Here is a 20,760-nt window from a genome sequence, read left to right on the forward strand (position 1 = left end):
TATTTAAACGTCCTGGTATTTTGAGTGTGTTATGAAAACTGAGCGATGAAAAATTCGATATTTCACCAATAAGATACTGATAAAAAAATCAATCATTTTTTGCCTGGTACTTTTAGCAAATGCTCCTTCTTTGATATCGTTCATCTGATCTACTGTTGATGCGTATATCTGGCTCTTTAGGAGCATATCTAAATTTCTGCATTTCATATCTTTATCAAAATTTAACTCTCTATACTTAAAATACCTTAACTGTTTTTTATCCACGCAAACACCTTAGCTTATTAAAGTAAAAAATGATATCACCGCCTAATCAAACTAGACGCAGGAAACCCACCGAAAGGCAACTTGGCATCTTCACCAAACCTCGCCTTACAGTCAGATAATAACCCACCGCACGAATCCTTACTAGGGTCATCAGTCACATTTCCTTTCCTGTCGAAATATTTGGTACCCAAGTAATTACAACCATCACCACTGCGGTACTTTCCACAGTTAGCCCAATGGCATTGTGCGTGAATCTGCCGGTTAGGCAATGATACACCCTGTAAATCAAAAGGCGAGCCAAGAGTAAACTCGACTATCTCATCATTTTCAGCTGATTTCTGATTAATATAGAAGATGTGAATTCGTTCTTGGCTTGGGTCAGATTGTGGATTACCTTCAGGAAAATTGCGTTCATCTAAAAAGCATTTAAAGGTTTCATGAATTGTTACTTTGGCATTAAGCATGTCATCAAAACGCAAGCAAAGCGCTGTGATAAGTTGGTCCACATTCATAATGGATAACTTAGGTTCAGCAGATTGGCCATCAGTAGAAGCTTCTATACCCTCAATTTGATATGGAAACGGCATGTACTCATTACCCTGCCACCAGATAGACTTAACTGGAAGTTCCTTACCGCTTTGTCTTGCAAGCTCTAATTCATCTTGAGTGTAAGTAATTCTCTCATAATGAAAACGCATAATGTCAGCACCAAAAGCTTCACCGTCCACCTCAATCAGCTTAATCCTTGCGTCAGGCTGCAATAACTGTTCTTGTGCTGAAATCATACGTGATGCGCCTCTTTAAATGTGAAATTGAGCTTAACGTTACCGCCCACCATTGAGTACTTTATTGATTCTTTCTCTACTCGATAAGTACCTAATTCATTGAATTGATTGCGCCAAATAAACGCTTTCGTTACATGGTCACGCACAAAGTCTAGGATTGGTGATATCTGTTCGATGGTACCAATCTGACTTAACTGAATCGTTTTAGTCTCTGAGTTAATTCCCTTTTCGACAACTTGCTCGTAACCATCGCCGAATTTGACCTCTGAAACATCCTTAGTAATCGATGTCTCAAGGCCATCCTGAATCTGTACTTTGAATTTGAATTCGTCCATTTTGCTTGCTCCAGAAACGAAAAAACCGCCTTGGGGCGGTTTGTTTTTTGTATTTTAAATTCTTTATAAATTTGAAAAATATTCAATTTTGTGCTGCAGTCTAGTATCTATTAATTTCAGTGCGTTAACCCGACCAAGTAATCTTTTTTTAGTAATTTCATAACAACTAGGTGCTCCACCAGATAATTTACAGGCATTTATAACAGTCAAATCTTGATATATCGCTTTATGATGCTTATTCATTATTAAAATTTTACTTCCTTTAATAACCACACCAGTTACAATTTTATTTTCCTTACTCGCATACAATTTGGTTTTATTTGGATGAGGCGTATGATTATTAGAAATAATGATTTTTTTTACCACTGATAAGAAAAGGTTATTTACACTATTACCAGAAAATGTAATATCATCAACATACACCGTCATTTTGGCGTTATGCTTTTCTGCAAGCCCATTCAATTGGGAAAACATTCTAAAATTAGACCAAAAAACTAATGGCATGCTCAATTGGCTGCCAGTAGGAATATGATCATTATAAGTAGATAATTTTGATAAAATATCTGCTACATAAACAGAACATTTCATTATATTTAAGAAAAAATTAAAAACTTTGTATCTTAGAGTGGATGGGTAGAAACTCTTAATATCTGTTGATAATAGGTTTGTATCTCCAATGTGTACTTTGGCATTTGAAATATTTGAATGTTTTTTCTTGCCTGACTGTAAATATTCAGGGACATTTACCCTAATCAAAAGACTAGCAATACGCCAATGAACTTTTTTTAAAACCCCTATAGGAGTTTCAATTACTCTTGTTCCATTTAAAAAAACATTGTAATTTAGTGGAGATGTAATGCAATCTTTTAATTCTGCTTCATTTATACAGAGTAGCGCAAGTAATTTTTTTTTGCTTTGCAATTTATAAAACGGTGATTGATCTAAATGGTAGCACTTTTGATTAGAAATCAGTTTGAGTTTCTTTGTTTTTTTCATTTTTAGCAACCAACCATTCCATCAGTTTTAAAATTTTAGTTGTAGCCATCTTCTTAAATTTACTTGAGAGTAAATTTTTATTATGAATATTTTCAGAAAAAAACACTAAAGAAGAAACGGGCATATCAAAAATTTGCGCATATTTATTTAATAATTCAACGCTAACAACTTTTTTATTACCTTCAATTTCTGAGAGAAACGATTTTGATATGCCAAGTTTTTCAGCAAGTTCAACTTGCTTGTAACCATGATATTGCCTGATTAATTTTAAAGCTTTGCTTAACATAGCATCCTCACTTATGAAATTTAGGGGACCGCTAACTATTCATCACCTTCAAAAAACCTAAGAGCATCATATACTAGAATTGCTAAGCGGATAAGCATTTTCAACACTTTCCATGATGACCTTTCTTTTTTCTCTGGTTTCTTTTTACTAGCGTCTTTTGAAAACAATAATTTGATTAACATATATTTTACCTTTTGGTTTTCTACATACACTATGCATGTAGTTTCGCCTAACCAAGAAGCTGGAGATTTTCAAAAGTTAACCCCTAGATTCCGCGCTGCGTTTTCGCCGCAGCGCGGGACTTGCGGTTTGCTCTCCGTGATACGCCTGCGTATCACGGGGGGAGACCGTAAGAGAGTAGTAGAAAACAAATTCATGCTTTCCATTGAGTTTTCACTCAAGTTATTTGGCGATTATTTCTCCTAAATTATTGCCTTGCAATTATAGGGCGGACAGAATACTAAGTCAACAAAAAAATTCGCTCAAAGCGAACAAACTTAATAACAAATAGTGCATACTAAAATTATACAGATTACACATAACTCTTCCAATTAGCCTCTACAATTAAAAAGTAGCGCTCAAAAAATAAAGCCCTAAGCTAAATTTAGGGCTCTTGCCTTATCTTAATTTTATATCACACCACACAACTTTCTCTATCAAAGCCAAAAAGTCTTTTATAAAAAAGTATCTAACCATTTTCTTTGTTAGGATTTAAAAACCTTTTTTGTTCAACTTTGCATACGCATCACAACCGTATTGTTCGCCATTATCACAAGATAATCCAAAATACTCCTTTGCTTTATCAAGATTTTGCTCAACACCATATCCTTCAGCATACATTGACCCAAGCATTGCTTGTGCAATTGCTGATCTCTTATCAGCCGCTGATTCTAAGTACCATTTTGCTTTTTGATAATCTTGTTTAACTCCTTGACCTTCAGCATACATTACCCCAAGAATTGCTTGTGCAATTGTGATTCCCTTATCTGCAGCCAATTCTAAATACTTTTTTGCTTTATAAAAATCTGGCTCAGTGCCTTGACCATTATAATACATCAAACCAAGCATCTCTTGAGCTTTAATATCCCCTCTATCAGCTGCTAGTTCGAAGTATTTTTTTGCTTTGGAATAATCCTGCTTAATGCCTTGACCATCAAAATACAAACTAGCAAGCATCGTTTGTGCTGGAAGATTTCCCTTATCAGCCGCTAGTTCTAAATACTCTTTTGCTTTCTGGTAGTCTTGTTTTACTCCTTTGCCTTCAGCATACATCCCAGCAAGCATGGATAGTGCAACATCACTTCCCTTATTCGCAGCTAATTCAAAATATTCTCTTGCTTTATAATAATCTTGCTCAACATAACGGCCTTCATAATATTTAAAACCCAAAGTTAATCCCATATTTATATTATCTTGATCAATCTTATTTCCTAAACTTGCAACATCTGCAGAAACCGAGAATGACAACAAACAGACAATACAAAACAATATTTTTTTCATCACGACCTCAATTGTAAATGGATACAGTTCAATTTAAGTTACTATAATAACCCAAACCGAACAAAACTTGAATCCATAGACAATGAGGCCAGTTTTATCGCCCAATCCTATTGTTAATCACCTGATGAATAATCCCACCTTGTTTAGTCTCTTTCATGATTGCTTCACGAACGACACCTCCGATTACTTTACCTAGATTATCTCCACCGCCAGAAGTGCTTGATTGAGTCTCAGTGTTGCCACCGTTGTTGTTTACAACTACGCTGACGTGGATGTCGCCTGTGCCCAACCCTATCATAGAAGGGATATGAGAATTGTTGACTGTGGGAGCCATCCCACCTCCAACGGCACCACCTTGAGCATAACCTCCATGCGCCCTATTCATGATCTCATAAAGATTCCGAACACCTAACCTCTGTGTAGCCTCTTTGGTAAAAACAAATTCACCTTTATGAACAATACCAGCTGGTTCGTATTTATTTCCTGTTCCTGTAAATCCACCACTAGACTTACCTGGTAACCCCAAAAATGAACCAAAAGCGGTGCCAGTGAAAGCTGTTTGTATTGCGCTAAACATAGCCATTTTTACAATCATGCTTGATAAATCACGGATTACTGACTTAGCCAAATCAGCAAAATCTGCTTTACCTGTCATAACCATATCTGTTAACGCATCAGATATTCCATTGAACGCACCAGAACAGACCTGAGCTACATTGGTCGATACGCTCATAGCATTCGCTGCATAATCATTCCAAGCCTTAACAGCCCCATTTTTCCAGCTACCCTCAGCTTCAGATAATTCCGCATAGGCCCTCTTGCTATACTCAATTGCAGATTGTTGCTGTAATGCCAATGAAGCTGCATACATAGGACCAGCAATACCTGCGTTACCAATCTCCTCTCGTTTTTGAGTAAACTGATTTTTGATTTGCTGCTCCCTAGCATATTGAGCCGCTTGCTTGGAGCTCATTGTCAAGGTAGCTAATTGTTGCTTGAGATTCTCCTCTTGGTTTCGTTGCTCAAGAGAAATCTGTTTGCTTATATCTAGATAGGCTTGTTTTCCATTGACCATCTTTGCAATTATTGCTTCTTCTTGCAGTGATGATCTTATAAGTGACTCCTGAGCAAGCAATGCCAAATCATCTGCAGTTTGAGCCTTGCCTTTTATTAATAAGATTCGCTCCTCAAATTCAGCAAGGCGCTTTTCCTCTGCAGTTAACTTCTCGCTTGCTCTTAATTGCTCTGTCAGAGTTCGCAAGCGTTCTTTTGAATCAAGTAATGCCCTGATGCCTGAGTCGTCTTTAGCACCGCCACCGCCTTTAGAGCCCTTTTCTCTTTCAGAATTAAGTTCATTTTGTTTGTCAATTTTTAACCGAGTTTGCGCGGCTTGTGTAGCTGACTCTTCATTAAATCCCTCTTTTTCCAAATAGTCCTGTTTGTAACTTGCTAAAGTTCTTTTCTCCTTATCGACAATCTTCGTAATTTCAAGCTCTTTTTGTAATCTAGCAAGTTCAGCTGTAACACTTTCAGGAGGACCCATAGAATCAGCTAAACTCACATTCATTGCAGCTTGCATTTGTCCTAGTGCATATGCTATTCCAGAGCCTAGATTTCGCCATGCTACTGCTTGTTGACCTAAATTAATTGCTGCTTGAGTACCTTTAGTGATTGTTTGTTCTTGAGTAAAATTCAAAATTGATAAAGCCGTTTTATCTTTATCAACTAATACTGTGTGCTTAGCTGTTTCATCGTTTAATTTTTGCCGTAATACGATGATTTCTTGTTCCAACCTTGCATCTTTCTCATCTCTGAATTTATCTCCTTCGCCATAAGTTTCATTTTGAGATTTAATCTTAGCCCTTTCTAGTTTTAAGCTTGCAATTTTATCTTGTAAACCCTTTATTTCATTTACTGAATCAAGAATTGGTTGCTTGAGAGCGTTACGCAAAGCGCCTGTCTCATATGATATCTGCCTAATAGAATCAAGGGTAAGACTTGATGCGTTTGCTTTCATCTTTTCCATTTCATCATTAATTGATTTGTTAGATTCTTTTAGCTGAATAACCAGTCCATCTAATCCAAGCTTTACTAAATCTCTTTGTTTCTTTAGCTCAATAATCTTTTCTTGGGCTTCTTGATCGTTTTTAAACAATTTCCCAAATGTAGCTTTAGATCCTTCATAGCTAGAAATATCATTTTCAAGCTTATCTAACTCCTCTCTTTGATTTCTTATTTTTTCAATAATCGAAAATGAATCACTGTTAGATTTTACAATAGAAAAGCTTGCTACTTTCTTCATAGAATTAGCTAAATTTTCCATTTCTTTGCCTAAGTTAACCGCTTCCTCTCTAGCTTGCTTAGACTTTTCATAAAAGTAATAAAGTGCGCTAGCGGCAATTATAGCAACTCCAGCTTTCCCCCCTATTGCGCCTAAAGCTCTATTCATTGTAGATAATGATGCTGCCCTTGCTTGTGCTGCTGCAGTTGCGTTAGTTGCTTGGCCAAGTGCTTGCTCGCTTTGTCTTGCTTGCATGTTTGCTCTAACTAATCTTAGTCTGGCCGCCTCTAAATTTCTATTAGCTTGAGCGGCTCTATCAGTTCCTGCAGCAGCTTGTTGTTCAGCTAATCTCTGATTTACAAGATTTTGAATTCTAGCTTGGTTAGCGACCCTATCTAAATTTGTTCTAATTGCTTGTGTTTTAGCTGACTGAGCTTGAGTGACCGCTAATTGAGCCTCTGACCTTAATAATGTTAGATTTGCATTAGCCGCTTGAATTCTTGATTGACTAAATTTAACAGCCCAAACAACCGCAGACATCATTCCTACTGCTAAAGCTGTCTTTATAACTGTTGCAACCGTTGCTGAATTTTCCTCAAGTGCTTTCACTGCGCTGGTAGCAAGACTTACACCATCAGTAAATTCACTCATGAATGAAGCACCCATCTTCACTTTAAGATCATCAACGTAACGGCTCATTGATCGTAATTGTTTGCCAGCCTCGCTCATAGATGCTTCATAAGCACCTGATATCATTGCACCTCGTTCCATTACCGCATTAACACGAGCTTGTGTCTTTTCTTGCTCAGTCAATGAATTAGCTGTTTTACCTATTTGTGCAGCCATCTTCTTATAGGCTTCTTCAAAGTTAACCGTGATACCGATTGTTCTCAGTACATCTGTTTGCGCAGTCTGAACACCGTAAATCAAGCGACTGTAAGCCTCTGATGAATTTAAACCACCAATAACAGCGGCATCTTGCGCTAAACGAGCAAGACCTGTAGCTTTAGATAGGTCAATATTCGCTTGGATTAGATTCGCAATACTCGAACGAGACTCAAGCGCACTGATCCCTGTTTTTTTCAGCGCACCTTCAACATCTAATAATTGCTTGGAAGTATATCCTGCATTCATACCAATCGCTTTCATCGTAACACCAAGCTCACGGTATCGAGCATTGGCCATTGTTGCTTCTTTAACGATTTTAGTGAGACTGGTACCAATGATGAATCCCGCAAAGGCCTTACCTAGCTCTTTGACTGTCATCGCTGAGTTTTTGCCTGTTTCATCTAAATCTAATAATGCTTGTTTCGCATCCTTAACTTCTTTTGTGTTGATCCTTAAGTGCAGGTTTGCTATGTCTGTCATTTTCTATGCTCCAGAAACGAAAAAACCGCCTCGAGGGCGGTTGAACTTATGAATTATCTTACGTATTATTTTGTTGCTACTGTATTTATTATAAGCTTGCTTGCTGCTTCAATTGTATTTTCTGCGTGCAAAATAACAGAATCAACTGCCATTTGAGATATATTTCTATTTAGATCGTAGTCGCTTTCATTTCTTTTCTTCCTCATAAAAGCTAACATATTCGCTATAGCACCCGCAGTTACTTTATCATATTTTGTTGGTAATGCCTTATCATTAAATTTACCTTTAAGATATTTTATCAAGTTATCATGTGCTGAAGGTCTTAAATCTGGTGGATCGATTAGTTGAGACAGAACCTCATGATAAGCTGAATAATAAGCCCTTGATATAGAACACCGAAAGTTAACTTCATTTTTTGTTTGATTGCATTGTTTCGCAAAATCTAAAAATTCAGATGGCTTTATAGACATTAATTAGTAGCTCCATCTAAATGATCATAATCATCATAATCAAAACCTATAACTAGATCAGATTCAAGCAATCCTCTTTTAGATAATTCAAATGATAACTCTAAATTCATATCAGCAATATCTTTTGGCTTTGCTACTACATAAAAAATCAAGGAAAAATCATTGCTTGATGGTTGAGAGACTTGTCCAATGTAGGCTTTATGTTTTTGAGCGTAACTTAAAGCTATTCTATGAATTTCTTTATACTGAGTTTTATCAATAAATCTCATAACAAAACCCTCAACATTGGCTGTTTCATCAAAATTAATACCGTGTTTACATAAATCAATCTTTAATTTGTGTAAATTAGCGACAATAGACTTACGAAAATCAATATCCCCAAAAATTAATGAATAAAAAAATAATTTCACTAAAACCATTTCATCAAAAGGGTAAGTTTTTAATGCGGTTTCCATAGCATTAGGCATTTTTTCATACTCTGATAGCATCCATAGCGTTGTTAAATAGTTATAACAACAATCAGCGTCAACTAATGAATATGATTGTAATTTACAAATACCTGAATTTATATTCCCTCTAAGTATATCTAGAAAAGCATCACAAGTAATTGCCCGTATGCTATTTTCTACTAGTAGCTCATCTTTTATTTTTTTGTGCATTTGAGCTAATTCAATTTCATTTTCAACGAAATCATTTTTAAAGTCTCTAAACTTACTTTTCATCAAAAATTGAAGTCTTTCAAAAATAACACTTGAATTTGTAGCTGGTTGTATTTTCATTATATTTTCTTGGATATCTGAAAAAAGCCTTAAAACTTAAAGAAAGTTTCCAAAATAGCAATTATCAGTAATCTGACATTATTAGTTAGATTGCTGGGTAGAGGTTGTTAAAAAACAAAATAAGCGCCCTAGGCGCTCATCCATGATTGTTTTTGTCTTAAAGAGCAATAGCTAAGCTATTTATATCATTTTTCCACTTTAAACACAGCTTGTGTTTTAATGCGTATTATAGGGCGCAAAGAGCAAAAGCGCAATGAAAAAACATCTCAAAAAGGTTGACATTTTGATAAAGCAAACCGCATAAGGCTTTAAACCCTGCAATACATTGCATCACAGGATTTCTTCTAAGGTGAATTTTTTATTACAACAATCAGTTTCTCAAAGACTCCAACGCATACCGCCAATTAGAATGAGACAACCAAGTCGGATGCGGATTGATATCTCGAGTTTCACGCTCTAAGGTTACTTTGGCTTTATTAATTACTCGCCTGTATTCCATTGACATTGAGTAAAAACTAGCGGCATAGCCTGATTTTAAAGACCTCAATGGCGCTTCAACTTCTTCAATGCTACTTCGCATACGTTCAGCTGCTTTCCATAACCAAGCAAGATTGCATAACTCATCATCTGTTAAAGAAATGGTATGCATTAATTCCTGTTCGCCATTTTTAACTGGTGCGTCTAAAACCTCTCCAGTTAAAACAAGTTTATGTACGTACTCTACTGCTGTGGTTATTTCAGATGGCTCTAGTTCATCAATATGTTTAACATTGAATCTCTGATGAACGTAAGAATATGCCTCTGGGTAAAGAATGTGTTTTTTACTTACTAAAAGGTTGATTGCGTCTCTTAGTGGTGTGCGGTCATCAGCTGTTGATTTTGATGTCTTGGTATTTTCTGCTGTATATGAACCTGTTTTTCGGATTGCAGGTAACACTTCGTTTGTTACCCACTTTCTGAATAATTGAGCTTCTTTTTTTCGTGATTTGAATAATGCGTGATATAGGCCTGATTCATTGATGATAAGCATATCTTGGTCTCCGGAGGGGGTACGCATATTGTGCGTATCCCTCTCATCACTATCTAATACACGCGTTAAATCACTCGCATTCCTATATTCAAGCACTTTTGCTACATCGGACGCAACGAACCAGACAACAGAGTCTTTAAAAACTGTTCTAACTTCGTGTGAATTAAAATTGAATACTGCAGGTGTGGCTTGATTAGTCATATTGACCTCGTTTTTTCTTCTGAAGGAAATTTACTACCTTAAATGGTAGTGCCAGGAGGTTCAGAACAGTAAACGTACTGCGGACTTATTTCTCTTTCGAGTATTGTATTAGTCGCCCTCCCGACATAGATCGAGAAAGTGATTGCTTTTGCTAGGATACAAAAACAAAAAATCCAACACTGACGGGGTTGGTTAATTAATCCGCGTTTAGGGTTCTGACGCCTACAACAAATATACTAACATCTCGGAATGATGTCAACAAAAAAGCCCCAAAGGAGCTTTAAATGCGAACATGTTAATATTAAACATAATCAGAAATTGTATAACGACTCAAGCTTGAAAGAGATTTTAATTTACATACATTTAATCACTAAAACAAGGGCTACAATTGATATTTCATATTAAGTGAAATTAGATTGCAAATCTTCTACACCAGCCGTAATAAAGCCCTTATTTGATTTTAGGCGTTATTCTTTTTTCAATACTTTTGAGTGTTTTTTCAGCAAGATTTATTGATTTTTTATCTCCTATCTTTATAGCGGATTTTAACATCAACTTAACCTCTGTAACTTTAACATTAGAGTAACTTGAAAAATAGCCAACTGTTCTCTTTTTCTTATGAACACCTGACCAATATCTAGCCATCTCATTGAGCATTGCATCATTTAAATGGATAATTTCCGTAACCATCTCAATAACAGTTTCCAGTTCATTATTTTTAAATTTTAGCTTAATTTTATCTCTTAACAATTTAAATAGCTCTCTATAGTATCCATGTGCTATTGTTGGTTTGCTTGTTAGATGCCTTAATATTATTTCCGCTTTTTCTAGTTCACCATTTTTTATTAATCGTACCGCCTCGTCATACTCTGCAACACTGCCTTGCCATTTTGAGAGTTCACTAACTACTTCGTCTGTAAGATTATTAATATCACCAACGTTCATAAGCCTATTTCCATTAATCTATTCATATTACCACTTTAATTATTTGCATTACAGAAAATTCAGGTACGATCATCACGAATTAATTCATAACTTTATTGCTTCATAACGAATTAAGTTTGCATTACTATAAATGCAATTATGGCTGCAATCGCTAATAAGAAAATCCAAACACCATAAGAATTTACTTTCTCAAACTCTTGCTCTGCTTTTTCTTGATTAGTTCTATCATTTAGTATTTTTTCCATTTTATGAGGGTCTAAATATTGCTCTGGAGTTAGGTTGTTTAATATGCAAAATTCTTTTGCTTCTAAAGCCTGCATGATTGCTTGATGTAAGTCATATTTGGATGATTCTTTATCATAAGGTTGATAGAGAGTTTCATTCAATTTAAAGTAAAATTTGTCCTCATCCCACTCACAAATGGAAAGCCCATTACCAAAATCCTTTAATGCTGCAAAAATCTCTGATTGGGCATTTATATCTAACGTAACTTTATATAGATCATCTAAAGTAAAAACTCCACTCTCAGGTATAAATTCAACCAGAGCTAAAACTTGCTCTTTTGTAGCTATTCTTAAGCTCATAAAACACCCCAAATATCAGTTAAAAGTTCCTTATGATAACTTACAAAACTAAACATTTAAAGGGGGGTCAAATTGTGTTCCATCTTAACTTAGTTAATTTTCTTGAATATTATCTTTTATGGATTTAACTTTACTAATGAACTTATTGGCTGTTGCAATACTTTGCTTTGCGTCAAGCTCATTAAGCTGAGAATCTAATTTGTAATCAGCAATAATTCTTTTATTTCTTTCGTTTTCTAAGGTGTAAAGTAGCCGCTTAAGTTTTTTTTCATCTGCTTCTTTAACGTTTAACCTGCTTAAATTTATGGCTAACTGCTGATGAACCCCTTTTTTCGGTATCTTTTTAAATGGGCCAAACTCATTAAGAATGCAGTGGTACATTGCGTAATAAGATCTTGATACTACATTCCTGTTGTAAATCTCTGAATTATTCAGACCTATTATTGATGTAGCAAAATCCAAAAATGATAAATAATTAATTTGCGCTGACATTTATCCCATACCCTATTTTGCTGTTTACTGAGAAGTAAATTGGGAATTTAACGTCTCCCTCATACAAATCGACTATTTTATCCGCTAGCTCGAAATTAAGATCAACTACTGTATCAACATCAGCATCAAGACAGATGAACATTGTAGGAGTTAACTCATTAGGTAAACAAACTCGTGTGATATTGAAACTAGATGTTTCGATTAAGCTTAGAGCCAACTTTATATTACGCAAAATATTATCTGGGTTTTCTTTGGTTGCCTTTATAGCTTTCTGAATAGCTGTCGTATATTTTCTTTGCATTTTAACATCCACCTTTGCATCATCAAGAATCTCTTTTTCTTCAGTAAATCTGACTTTATTAATCACAGCAAAAGCACTTGTTATTATTTTTAGGTCACAAAATAAATACCCTATGAAAATTACATTTGTCAAAACCCCGTTATCTAAATGAAAGTCAACTTGTTCTAATTCCTTTATCAAATTATATGAGCTAATATATTGATTTTTCATATTAAGTGCAAAAAGATAATTATTGGCAACAAGACCTGAAATATGTGCTCCTCCTGAAAAAATGGACATTGCTTCGTCTAAATTTCCTAAATAGGCACTCAACAAGCCCTCACAGGAAATTCTGATTTCTATATCATCACATAAAAGGATATCTCTTTTTATCATAGCTAATTGGAATTCAGTAAGTACTGATTTATTTTTCAATGCATCAGCCAGAAGCACTACATGCTCAAAAGCTTTGGGTTTGGGTATCATGCTCATCAGTATCACTCCAATAAATTTATTCAAATTGTTGCAATACTAACTTATACAGCTCCATATTTAAAGGAGGATTTAGACTGGTTAACTTTTGTACTTTGATAATCCAAATTTGGAGAACCAAAGTGTGAAACGTAGACATCCATTTGGGTATTACGGTAAAATCAAAGTGGTAGCACATCAAATTGACGTTAAGGAATAATATCAATTACATAACAAGGCTAACGCCTAAATGGTGTTAAGGAACAAAATCAATAAATCAGATGATGTGCTTTTGTTGAGGTCGTCGAATCAACGACCCGAGTAATTCCATTGGTAGTCGAATCAACTACCAATGACCACAACAACTAAATTAACCCGCAACTTTTCGCAGGTTATTCCTTGTTATTACATAAACCAAAACTGATATTTATAATAAAATCAATATACTAGATTGCTAAATTCTAGTATTTACTTTAAATTCAGTTAACTAGATTATATAGCTTATTTCTTTTCACCAATAAGCGCAAATTCGAACTGCAATTGATAGCGTTTCGTCCAAGCCTCAACCCTTTCTTTGATTTCTTTCTTAGCTCTTTTACGTACATTCATAAATACAGCGCCTTTACTTGCGTTCTCAAAAGTCTCTTTGTCGTACCGAGCTATTTCTTGGGCTTCCACTTCAGCAGGACTAAATGACCTAGGTTTGACCTGACCAGTAGTCCAGTATTCATAGAGAACATCATCGCACTGTTCTTGGTACTGAATAACTTTATCGCGTATTTCAGGTTTAACTTTGCTTGGGCTGATGGTTGCCAACCAACCAGCTAATTTGCGGAGGGCAAGGCAGGTCATCATCTGATCACCTCCTTTTGAAGGTATAACGATTTCCGTTACACCTTTTGTAAAGCGCCGCTTTAACTTCTCATTTTGAGATTGCCAAGTTAAGCCCATACCTTCAACAACAGGTTTCATGGGAACAAATGGTTCACCATTATGTTCAACAACAAATAAATCAGCACCGTGAAATGGAACTCTGATAGTCGAATTGGTATTAACTGTGCTTAATTGATTTTGCATAATAATTCTCCTTATGGAATGAGCCAAAGCGCACGGATATGTAGCCCACAGAGTTAGAATTAACTACTTACCCCATTGGCTCATTCCGTAAAGCCCTGTGATTATGTCGCGCCGTGCGTGGCGCATAAAAAAGCCCCGAGGATTAGTCGAGGCTATTTGTTTGATTTATGGATTTCAGCGAGTGCCGTATATTCCATAATTTGAAGATCACTAAAAATTTGCGGTCGCTCTTTCTTTTTGATACCAAGTAGATCAAAAATCGCTGGCAAAGCGTTATAGTCCAAGCCTGTTGCGCCACCGAATGAATAGCGCCATTGAGAACCCATTCTTTGAAATACTGATACACTCAATTCATTTTCAGGATAGATATCGACACTGAAATCATCCTCAGTGAAGCCTAAAAATTCAAGACCTGACTTATCAACTTGTTGGTATAAAGCCTTAGCGACCTCGACTAGTTTTTTTCGCGTGAACCAGTCATTTCTTCTGAATATGCGCTGATAATTGCATGAGCAGAGCGAGGGTAATTATCAAGGAGTATTTTAAAGTTATCTTCATTAAACTTATCTTCTAAGTCCCAATCAGATACAAAGCGAGAAAGGTATTCTGCGTCATGAACATCCTGATCATCTTCAATTTGCATTAATTCAATTAGTTTTTCTCTTGGGTGATGTTTAAAAGTAAATTCAATATCAGCGTTGCCTTTCCCTGGTACTGGTATTTTTACTTTTAGTTTGAATGTTGGATTTGGATTTAGTGTTATTTTAGCCATTTTGCACCTTTAACTTTGTTGATTATTTGCGCACCCTAAAATGGAGAGCGCAAAATTTAGACTTTTGTTTTTATAAACTTTATCTATTCGCTGTATTTATGGAACGTTAAGCGAGATGATTCAACGTTGATACCTGCTGAAATCGTTTCTGCTTCGTTCTGTTTTGATGTTGGAGTGTCATCAAAAGAGATTGTTCCAGCGAAGTATCTATTTTCGCTTGCTTTCGGCACGTACATCTTAATTGCATGAATGGCTTGTGATTCATCAGCCTTACGCATTAATGGATAGAATGGCAAAGTAGAATCATGAACAATCGTCAGTTTTACTGCCTTTGGAGACTTATAGGTGTTAATTTGGCGCGCTTTATCGTCAGATAGAAATTGAACCTCAGTGGTTTGCTGTTCCCCACCTGAAAAATCAATATCTTTAATCTGTGAGATTTCAGTCCAGCCCTCAATTTTCTGAATAGAGCCTATACCACCACCTTCATTGAAACGGTTGGTGTTAGATGTATCTACACCCTTAAGTGTAATTTGGTCTCCTGTAACTTCAATTTCAGTTACTAACTGATTGATACCAGACCAGCCTGATTTTATGAGAACCACATCACCAGTTTTTAACGTATGAGTATCTTCAAGTGTTACAATTGCATTTTCAGCATTTGAAATCTCTGAAAACGCTAAGGCAGTCGCTAACAATGTACTAGCGGATAGTGTTGCGCCATTTGGTAATGAAATAGCCATAATAATTTCCTCGTTTAGAAATAAAAAACCGCCTCAAGGGCGGCTATTAATGTTTAAATAATCGTTTAGGTATCAGCTCGATAATTAAAGCTAATTGATTGTGTGAAAATGAAATTCTGTGTTATTGGTGGAAGCGTATAAGGAACACTGATGACATGAACTTTAGTGCCATTTTTTTCTAACGTGCTATTAAAATCAAACAATTGAATTAACTCATTTGCGATCTCAAGCACTTTGGATTCTCCAGTACCTGCCTGAGTGTTAATGTTAATCTGACACACACCTTTGTAAGTTCTCATGCCACCGGCAACATCTATAGAAGTGGTTGTAGCCGGCATGATATGTAATTCAAGATGTGTTTCTGATTTACTATCAAATGATAAATTTGGATAAGCAATCTGTAGCCCTTTTGTATCAGCATAGTGAGCTAATTTAGAACGAATCAGGTTATTGATTTCTTTTTGCATTATCTATTCAGCTCCCTTGCTATCTCATCAATCCAGTCTTGAATCTCAATTGCAGTAATTCGCACCATGCCTCTTGGAGCTTGTTTAGAATGGCCGTCCTCCAATTCAATTGCATAAGGCAAACTGTTTTGAATATAAATAGCCTCAACACCTGAATTAAAAGCATCTAAAGCGGCCTGCCCAGTGCTAATTACAATGGCTCCTGTTTTGTCTAGATTTTCAAATTGGGTCATATCTTCTTTATTGAAAGATACGTGCCAATTTCCTCGAAAGCGTCCAGTATCAACGGGAGATTTCATAACTAATGAGCTTAAGACTCTTAAACCTAACATTTTAACGAAATCGTCAAGCCTATCCGAATAACTTTGAAGTAAAGATGATAAATCAATATCCCAACCAGATTGATTAGACATTTAACACCTCAATTGCAACTCATAATAGATAACAATATCAGCAGGCTGAAATGGATTAGGAGATACAACGCGCCATTTTTTACCATCCATAATGACAAAATCACCTACTCGTATTTCATTATCTGCAGTACACATCAGTTTTACATCGCCTACTTGTATAAGTGAACTTGTTAACTCCGATGGGTATTGAGTTTGTCTTGGGCCATATGAGAATCGTACACCTTTAACTTCAAATGTTTCGTCTTCTTTGGGTTGCTCGATTCCATTAACAATTTCAACACCACCGCCGCGCACTACTTGATAAGTAATTCCATTTTTACTTATCATTCTCATGGCTGTTTGCTTTGCCTTTGAATAATCCATACTACCCCCTTGTAATTGCTGCTGATCCAAAGCTAACTTTGGTTGTGAAAGGTTTAAGTAATTCATCAACCACAGGAAACTTCTTTTTGAAACCGTCAGAGTTGACTGCGAACGTTGTTGACATAGAGCCGAGTGATTCGCTGACAACCTGAGGCTCATGCTGTGACGGCATTAAATCCCCTTTATCAGCTTCAATAGCTAGAATTAACTGAGCGGTGATGATTTGCCTCGGTATTGAGTTAATATCAACAGCGTCAATTCCAATCCTTGGAAATGACAGCGGTTGACTTGCTTCCATGCGTGAGCCTGAGTATTCCTTTGATTCGAGATAATCCATTGCTCTTATCAAAAGATGTTCAAGCTTTCCATTTAATGTGATACCGCGCGCCTCAGCGTAAAAATTCAGCTCATCAACAGTAGCGTAGGAATTGAAACCTAGTGAATCGATATCATTATCAATCATGTTAGCTCCTACTCGCTTGCGCCCTGCTTTTCAACCTGTTGTGTTTCTTCAAGCAGTTTAGATAATTCAGCTTTACTAGCATTTGCATTAAACTCAATGCCTTTTTCAGCTAAAAGTGCCTTGATTTGCTTTGATGTTAACTCGGTTTGCTTATCTGGTTTATCATCATCACTTGATTCTAAGCCACTAAAATCAATATCAGCCACATCATATTTATCCAAATAGGCTTTTGGCGCATCACCACAAACCGCATCAGCTTTTTCGATTAAGTCACCGTCTTGATAAGCAGTGCTATCACGGATAGTTAAAGCGTTACGTCTAGCAAAGTCGATTTGTAATGCTGTGGCGACACCAGTAATAAACCAAAGTGTTTTTTTGTTCATAGTTAAAACCTTTAAATGATAAAGGGGCTTTCGCCCCTTATTTGTTGATGTTATGAAACTTTGTGATGGCAAAAGCTTTGATTAGCCTTTGCTGATGTAGAGAACACCTGCCGTATCTTTGTGACTAGAAGCAGAGCGCTCCCAATTAGCAGATGTACCGATTGAGGTATCTGTTGGTGAAACACCGCCGTTCTCTTTCAACCACTTATAGCCTTGAACGCTAAGGTTGTAAGACCACTCAGACTGGTACTTGCTTGTGATATTTTCTTTACCAGTTGTACGCTCTAAAACTGCATCAAAATCATCATTGCTTGCGACACGAACAGCCGCATCAGTTAAGCCAAGCGATCGGAATTTACGAGTATCGCCAGTACCTTGAACGAGTGCCTCTGAGTCAGTAACTACTATCAAGCGGCCGAATGGGTCACGTTGAATGTTTACACCTTCGTAAGAGAACAAGCGTTCATTATTTGTAAGGGCATTTTGATAAAGTTGGCTTGCTGCACCTGAGTGCATAATCCACGCTTTAATTGCACTTGAGCGGTCACCAAATTTAAAGCCTGCATCAGTTAAACCTGCAAATGATGCATTGTTTGCGCCGCCGTCGTGAGTTACATCTGCATTGCCTGAAATTGCTGCAACTGCTGCTCGAACACCACTATTTACCATATCAAGTGTTCTGGCGCGTGCTAATTGCTCACCGATGGTATAAGCCGCTAACTGTGGATTTTGACGAACCCAGTTGTACTGCGCGTTATCCCATAATAGCGTAGGTGTACCCGCTGCGACTTTAACAGCGATATCTACAAGCTGTTGTAAGCGAGTAGAGTTGATATCAGCATCGGAGTTCACATCACGTCTACGAACAAGACCGTTGACAAGCTTGAAACTTGCGCGGACTGCTTCGTCACCTGTAATAGGCTTGTTCTCGATGATAATGGTACCGGCAGATGCTTCATTAAAAGCGTTGATATTTTGCGATGCTAATTCAGTAATCGCAGTGTAAGTTTGTTGATTAAATTTAGCTAAATCGAAAGGCATAATTTATTTCCTTATTTTGAGTTTGCATTAAGCCACGCAACGCGTTGCTCATCTGTTTTGCATTCTGCTAATGTTGCCGGCAGATTGCCATTTGGCTTACCTGTACCGCCTGCCCCAGTGCCCTGAGCCTGTGGCCAAAGATGCGGCGCTGTTTCTTTGGTTGATTCAATCCACTCTTGCACGGTTAGCGGTGTTCTGCCGTCCTTGCCATAAATAACTGAACCGTCCTTATCTAGTGCGACAGCCTCGCCATCATCACTGATTTTAAATACTGATTGAGCACGTAAAAGTAAGTCTTCATCAGCTCCAGAAAGGGCGCCGGCCTTGCTAGCAATCCCACGAACTAAATCCCCAAGCATTCTTCCTTTGAATTTATTAGCGAATTCCCTCGCTGCTTGGAGTTCAGCATCTTTTGCTTGTAGTTGCTTTTCTGTGTCACTTCTAAAACGCTCTGTACGACGATTTATAACTTCATCAAAATTGCCCTCGGCAATTAACTTAGCCTCTTCATCGGTTTCAACGCGTTTCATTAGAGCTTTAAGGGCGACTGGATCGAATCCCTCAAAGTTTTTGAGTTGTTCAGCTTGCTCCTTAAGCTTGCCGTGCAACTCAGAATTTTTATTTTTAAGACCAGTAGTAACCTCGTTAATTTTCTTATCTATAATCGCTTGCACTTCTGGTGTAATTTCAGGGGCTTTTGGAGGGTTATTACCTCCATCACCAGAACCGCCACCATCACCATCTCCATTTGCAGCATCTCTATATAAACGCCCTGCTGATTGAGCTTCAATAAGCATTCTTAAAAATTTATTCATTATTAATTTCCTATGTCTATAAACGAAAAAACCCACTACGATGAGTGGGTTAGGTTGATTTAACTACTATTATAAAATCTGTTTTAATTGCTCAAGTGTCAAAAACTCGCCATTGTCAGTGAACATCTTCTCGACTGTTACACCATCTTGAAGTAGCTTTGCTCGCTCTTTACCAAGTACTTGCACTTGGCGCTCAAATGATTGTCTTTGTAGCCAATCGCTGTACTTAGTATCTTCTGGTACTTGACCATCCATTGAAGCTCGTGTGCTAGGTTTAAGTTCTTTGAAATCAAACCCCATATCTTTCCATGATTTGAGTATTGGTACCATTGTGCTTCTACAACAAAAGTGTGCTTTACCGGCACCGCCTAAATATGGTAATTCATGACCAATAGGCTTACCAGTTAAAGTGTATTCCTTACCATCTCTAGCGATACAAATTTTTGTGGTCCTTGTATCGAGAGTCGAACACCAAACTTGACCCTTAATATACTCCTCATTCTCCTTGAATAACTCAGCTCTTGTTGTAGATGCATAATGAGAAACTGCAGTTCTAACAATTGAATTCACATTCTTCCTGTTAATCTCAAGAATGCCATCTTTGTATTTATTTTTCTTTGTCCCCATGATTTTTCTAGCAATCTGCTGATTAGTTAATCCCTCAACATATCCACTATAAACTGTTTGAACTATTTTATTTAGGCTTGTCTCTGCTAATTTAGCGGCCCATTCACTTAGCAATCTACCTTGGAATGCCTTTTCTGCCGCAGTAATAGCAATAATACTTTCAGAAGCCGCAACAAATACTATTTGAGATAGAATTTCAACTGGTATCAATGCTGTAAATAAACTGTACTGTTTTTCATTTAGCGTACTAGAAAACTCTTCAAGCTCAGATTGCAACTCACTAAAACTCTTCTCTAATTGAGTAGAATATAATTCATTAATTGGCTCTAGGGCTGCTTCTATCTGAGATAAAGTCAATGAATACACATTTAAGTTATCTAAGGCATCTAGTAGCTCACGTTCAATTATTGGATCTAACTTCAATAGCAACTTTAGTATTCTTTGAGCTGCTGAACGACCATATCTATCTATGAATACATTTTGATAAATTAAACCATCTAATATTTTCTGACTAAGGCTCATTTATCAC

26 protein-coding genes are annotated in these 20,760 nt (G+C 36.7%); all 26 read right to left on the minus strand.

Going from position 1 to position 20,760, the window contains the following annotated elements; all coding sequences use genetic code 11:
* Positions 1–299 precede the first annotated feature (299 nt).
* A complete protein-coding gene (locus BMW37_RS09325; RefSeq protein ID WP_093320112.1) occupies positions 300–1,049 on the minus strand; it encodes a phage minor tail protein L in 750 nt (249 codons plus the stop codon).
* On the minus strand, positions 1,046–1,384 hold the full coding sequence (locus tag BMW37_RS09330) for a phage tail protein (protein WP_093320114.1): 339 nt from the start codon (positions 1,382–1,384) through the stop codon (positions 1,046–1,048). Before BMW37_RS09330 ends, BMW37_RS09325 begins: the two co-directional genes overlap by 4 nt.
* A gap of 63 nt (positions 1,385–1,447) precedes the next feature.
* The gene (locus BMW37_RS09335; protein ID WP_093320118.1) at positions 1,448–2,380 is read right to left on the minus strand and encodes a reverse transcriptase family protein; all 933 of its coding nucleotides are present in this window, start codon (positions 2,378–2,380) and stop codon (positions 1,448–1,450) included.
* Positions 2,346–2,666 (minus strand): helix-turn-helix domain-containing protein, encoded by a 321-nt coding sequence (locus BMW37_RS09340; protein WP_093320121.1) that lies wholly within the window; start codon positions 2,664–2,666, stop codon positions 2,346–2,348. The genes BMW37_RS09335 and BMW37_RS09340 overlap by 35 nt, the downstream gene beginning before the upstream one ends.
* 35 nt (positions 2,667–2,701) lie before the next feature.
* On the minus strand, positions 2,702–2,848 hold the full coding sequence (locus BMW37_RS15120) for a hypothetical protein (protein ID WP_177168633.1): 147 nt from the start codon (positions 2,846–2,848) through the stop codon (positions 2,702–2,704).
* Positions 2,849–3,377: 529 nt separating this feature from the next.
* Positions 3,378–4,166, minus strand: a complete 789-nt coding sequence (locus tag BMW37_RS09345; protein ID WP_093320124.1) for a tetratricopeptide repeat protein — start codon at positions 4,164–4,166, stop codon at positions 3,378–3,380.
* A 94-nt stretch (positions 4,167–4,260) separates the two neighbouring features.
* Positions 4,261–7,815 (minus strand): phage tail tape measure protein, encoded by a 3,555-nt coding sequence (locus tag BMW37_RS09350; protein WP_093320127.1) that lies wholly within the window; start codon positions 7,813–7,815, stop codon positions 4,261–4,263.
* A gap of 65 nt (positions 7,816–7,880) precedes the next feature.
* Complete coding sequence (locus BMW37_RS09355; RefSeq protein WP_093320130.1) at positions 7,881–8,285, minus strand: hypothetical protein; 405 nt, start codon at positions 8,283–8,285, stop codon at positions 7,881–7,883.
* On the minus strand, positions 8,285–9,064 hold the full coding sequence (locus BMW37_RS09360) for a hypothetical protein (RefSeq protein ID WP_093320132.1): 780 nt from the start codon (positions 9,062–9,064) through the stop codon (positions 8,285–8,287). Before BMW37_RS09360 ends, BMW37_RS09355 begins: the two co-directional genes overlap by 1 nt.
* Positions 9,065–9,434: 370 nt before the next feature.
* Positions 9,435–10,295 carry a BRO family protein gene (locus BMW37_RS09365; RefSeq protein ID WP_093320135.1) on the minus strand — a complete coding sequence of 287 codons (861 nt, stop codon included), beginning with the start codon at positions 10,293–10,295 and terminating at the stop codon, positions 9,435–9,437.
* A gap of 450 nt (positions 10,296–10,745) precedes the next feature.
* Positions 10,746–11,240: a hypothetical protein gene (locus BMW37_RS09370; RefSeq protein WP_093320137.1), complete on the minus strand. Its 495-nt coding sequence runs from the start codon at positions 11,238–11,240 to the stop codon at positions 10,746–10,748.
* A 110-nt stretch (positions 11,241–11,350) separates the two neighbouring features.
* On the minus strand, positions 11,351–11,824 hold the full coding sequence (locus BMW37_RS09375; RefSeq protein WP_093320141.1) for a hypothetical protein: 474 nt from the start codon (positions 11,822–11,824) through the stop codon (positions 11,351–11,353).
* Between the two features lie 93 nt (positions 11,825–11,917).
* Positions 11,918–12,316 (minus strand): HEPN domain-containing protein, encoded by a 399-nt coding sequence (locus tag BMW37_RS09380; protein ID WP_093320144.1) that lies wholly within the window; start codon positions 12,314–12,316, stop codon positions 11,918–11,920.
* Positions 12,300–13,088: a hypothetical protein gene (locus tag BMW37_RS09385; RefSeq protein ID WP_093320147.1), complete on the minus strand. Its 789-nt coding sequence runs from the start codon at positions 13,086–13,088 to the stop codon at positions 12,300–12,302. The genes BMW37_RS09380 and BMW37_RS09385 overlap by 17 nt, the downstream gene beginning before the upstream one ends.
* Before the next feature lie 480 nt (positions 13,089–13,568).
* Positions 13,569–14,144, minus strand: coding sequence for a phage antirepressor N-terminal domain-containing protein (locus BMW37_RS09390; RefSeq protein ID WP_093320149.1), 576 nt, complete (start codon positions 14,142–14,144; stop codon positions 13,569–13,571).
* Positions 14,145–14,296: 152 nt separating this feature from the next.
* Positions 14,297–14,638: a DUF1799 domain-containing protein gene (locus BMW37_RS15755; RefSeq protein ID WP_093320153.1), complete on the minus strand. Its 342-nt coding sequence runs from the start codon at positions 14,636–14,638 to the stop codon at positions 14,297–14,299.
* Positions 14,599–14,916, minus strand: a complete 318-nt coding sequence (locus BMW37_RS09400; protein ID WP_093320156.1) for a phage tail assembly chaperone — start codon at positions 14,914–14,916, stop codon at positions 14,599–14,601. The genes BMW37_RS15755 and BMW37_RS09400 overlap by 40 nt, the downstream gene beginning before the upstream one ends.
* A gap of 83 nt (positions 14,917–14,999) precedes the next feature.
* Complete coding sequence (locus BMW37_RS09405) at positions 15,000–15,659, minus strand: phage tail protein (RefSeq protein ID WP_093320158.1); 660 nt, start codon at positions 15,657–15,659, stop codon at positions 15,000–15,002.
* 65 nt (positions 15,660–15,724) lie between these two features.
* On the minus strand, positions 15,725–16,126 hold the full coding sequence (locus tag BMW37_RS09410) for a phage tail terminator-like protein (RefSeq protein WP_093320161.1): 402 nt from the start codon (positions 16,124–16,126) through the stop codon (positions 15,725–15,727).
* The gene (locus BMW37_RS09415; RefSeq protein WP_093320163.1) at positions 16,126–16,539 is read right to left on the minus strand and encodes an HK97 gp10 family phage protein; all 414 of its coding nucleotides are present in this window, start codon (positions 16,537–16,539) and stop codon (positions 16,126–16,128) included. The genes BMW37_RS09410 and BMW37_RS09415 overlap by 1 nt, the downstream gene beginning before the upstream one ends.
* Positions 16,540–16,902, minus strand: a complete 363-nt coding sequence (locus tag BMW37_RS09420; RefSeq protein ID WP_245711055.1) for a hypothetical protein — start codon at positions 16,900–16,902, stop codon at positions 16,540–16,542.
* Position 16,903: 1 nt separating this feature from the next.
* Entirely contained in the window at positions 16,904–17,365 is a 462-nt protein-coding gene (locus tag BMW37_RS09425) for a DnaT-like ssDNA-binding protein (RefSeq protein WP_093320166.1), read from the minus strand.
* A gap of 8 nt (positions 17,366–17,373) precedes the next feature.
* Positions 17,374–17,748, minus strand: coding sequence for a HeH/LEM domain-containing protein (locus BMW37_RS09430; RefSeq protein WP_093320168.1), 375 nt, complete (start codon positions 17,746–17,748; stop codon positions 17,374–17,376).
* 81 nt (positions 17,749–17,829) lie between these two features.
* On the minus strand, positions 17,830–18,789 hold the full coding sequence (locus BMW37_RS09435; RefSeq protein WP_093320171.1) for a major capsid protein: 960 nt from the start codon (positions 18,787–18,789) through the stop codon (positions 17,830–17,832).
* 11 nt (positions 18,790–18,800) lie between these two features.
* Positions 18,801–19,604, minus strand: a complete 804-nt coding sequence (locus BMW37_RS09440) for a hypothetical protein (RefSeq protein WP_093320174.1) — start codon at positions 19,602–19,604, stop codon at positions 18,801–18,803.
* A gap of 69 nt (positions 19,605–19,673) precedes the next feature.
* Entirely contained in the window at positions 19,674–20,753 is a 1,080-nt protein-coding gene (locus tag BMW37_RS09445) for a phage minor head protein (RefSeq protein WP_093320177.1), read from the minus strand.
* Positions 20,754–20,760: the final 7 nt, after the last annotated feature.

The sequence above is a fragment of the Thorsellia anophelis DSM 18579 genome, from assembly GCF_900111395.1.
In the GTDB taxonomy this organism is placed as follows: domain Bacteria; phylum Pseudomonadota; class Gammaproteobacteria; order Enterobacterales; family Thorselliaceae; genus Thorsellia; species Thorsellia anophelis.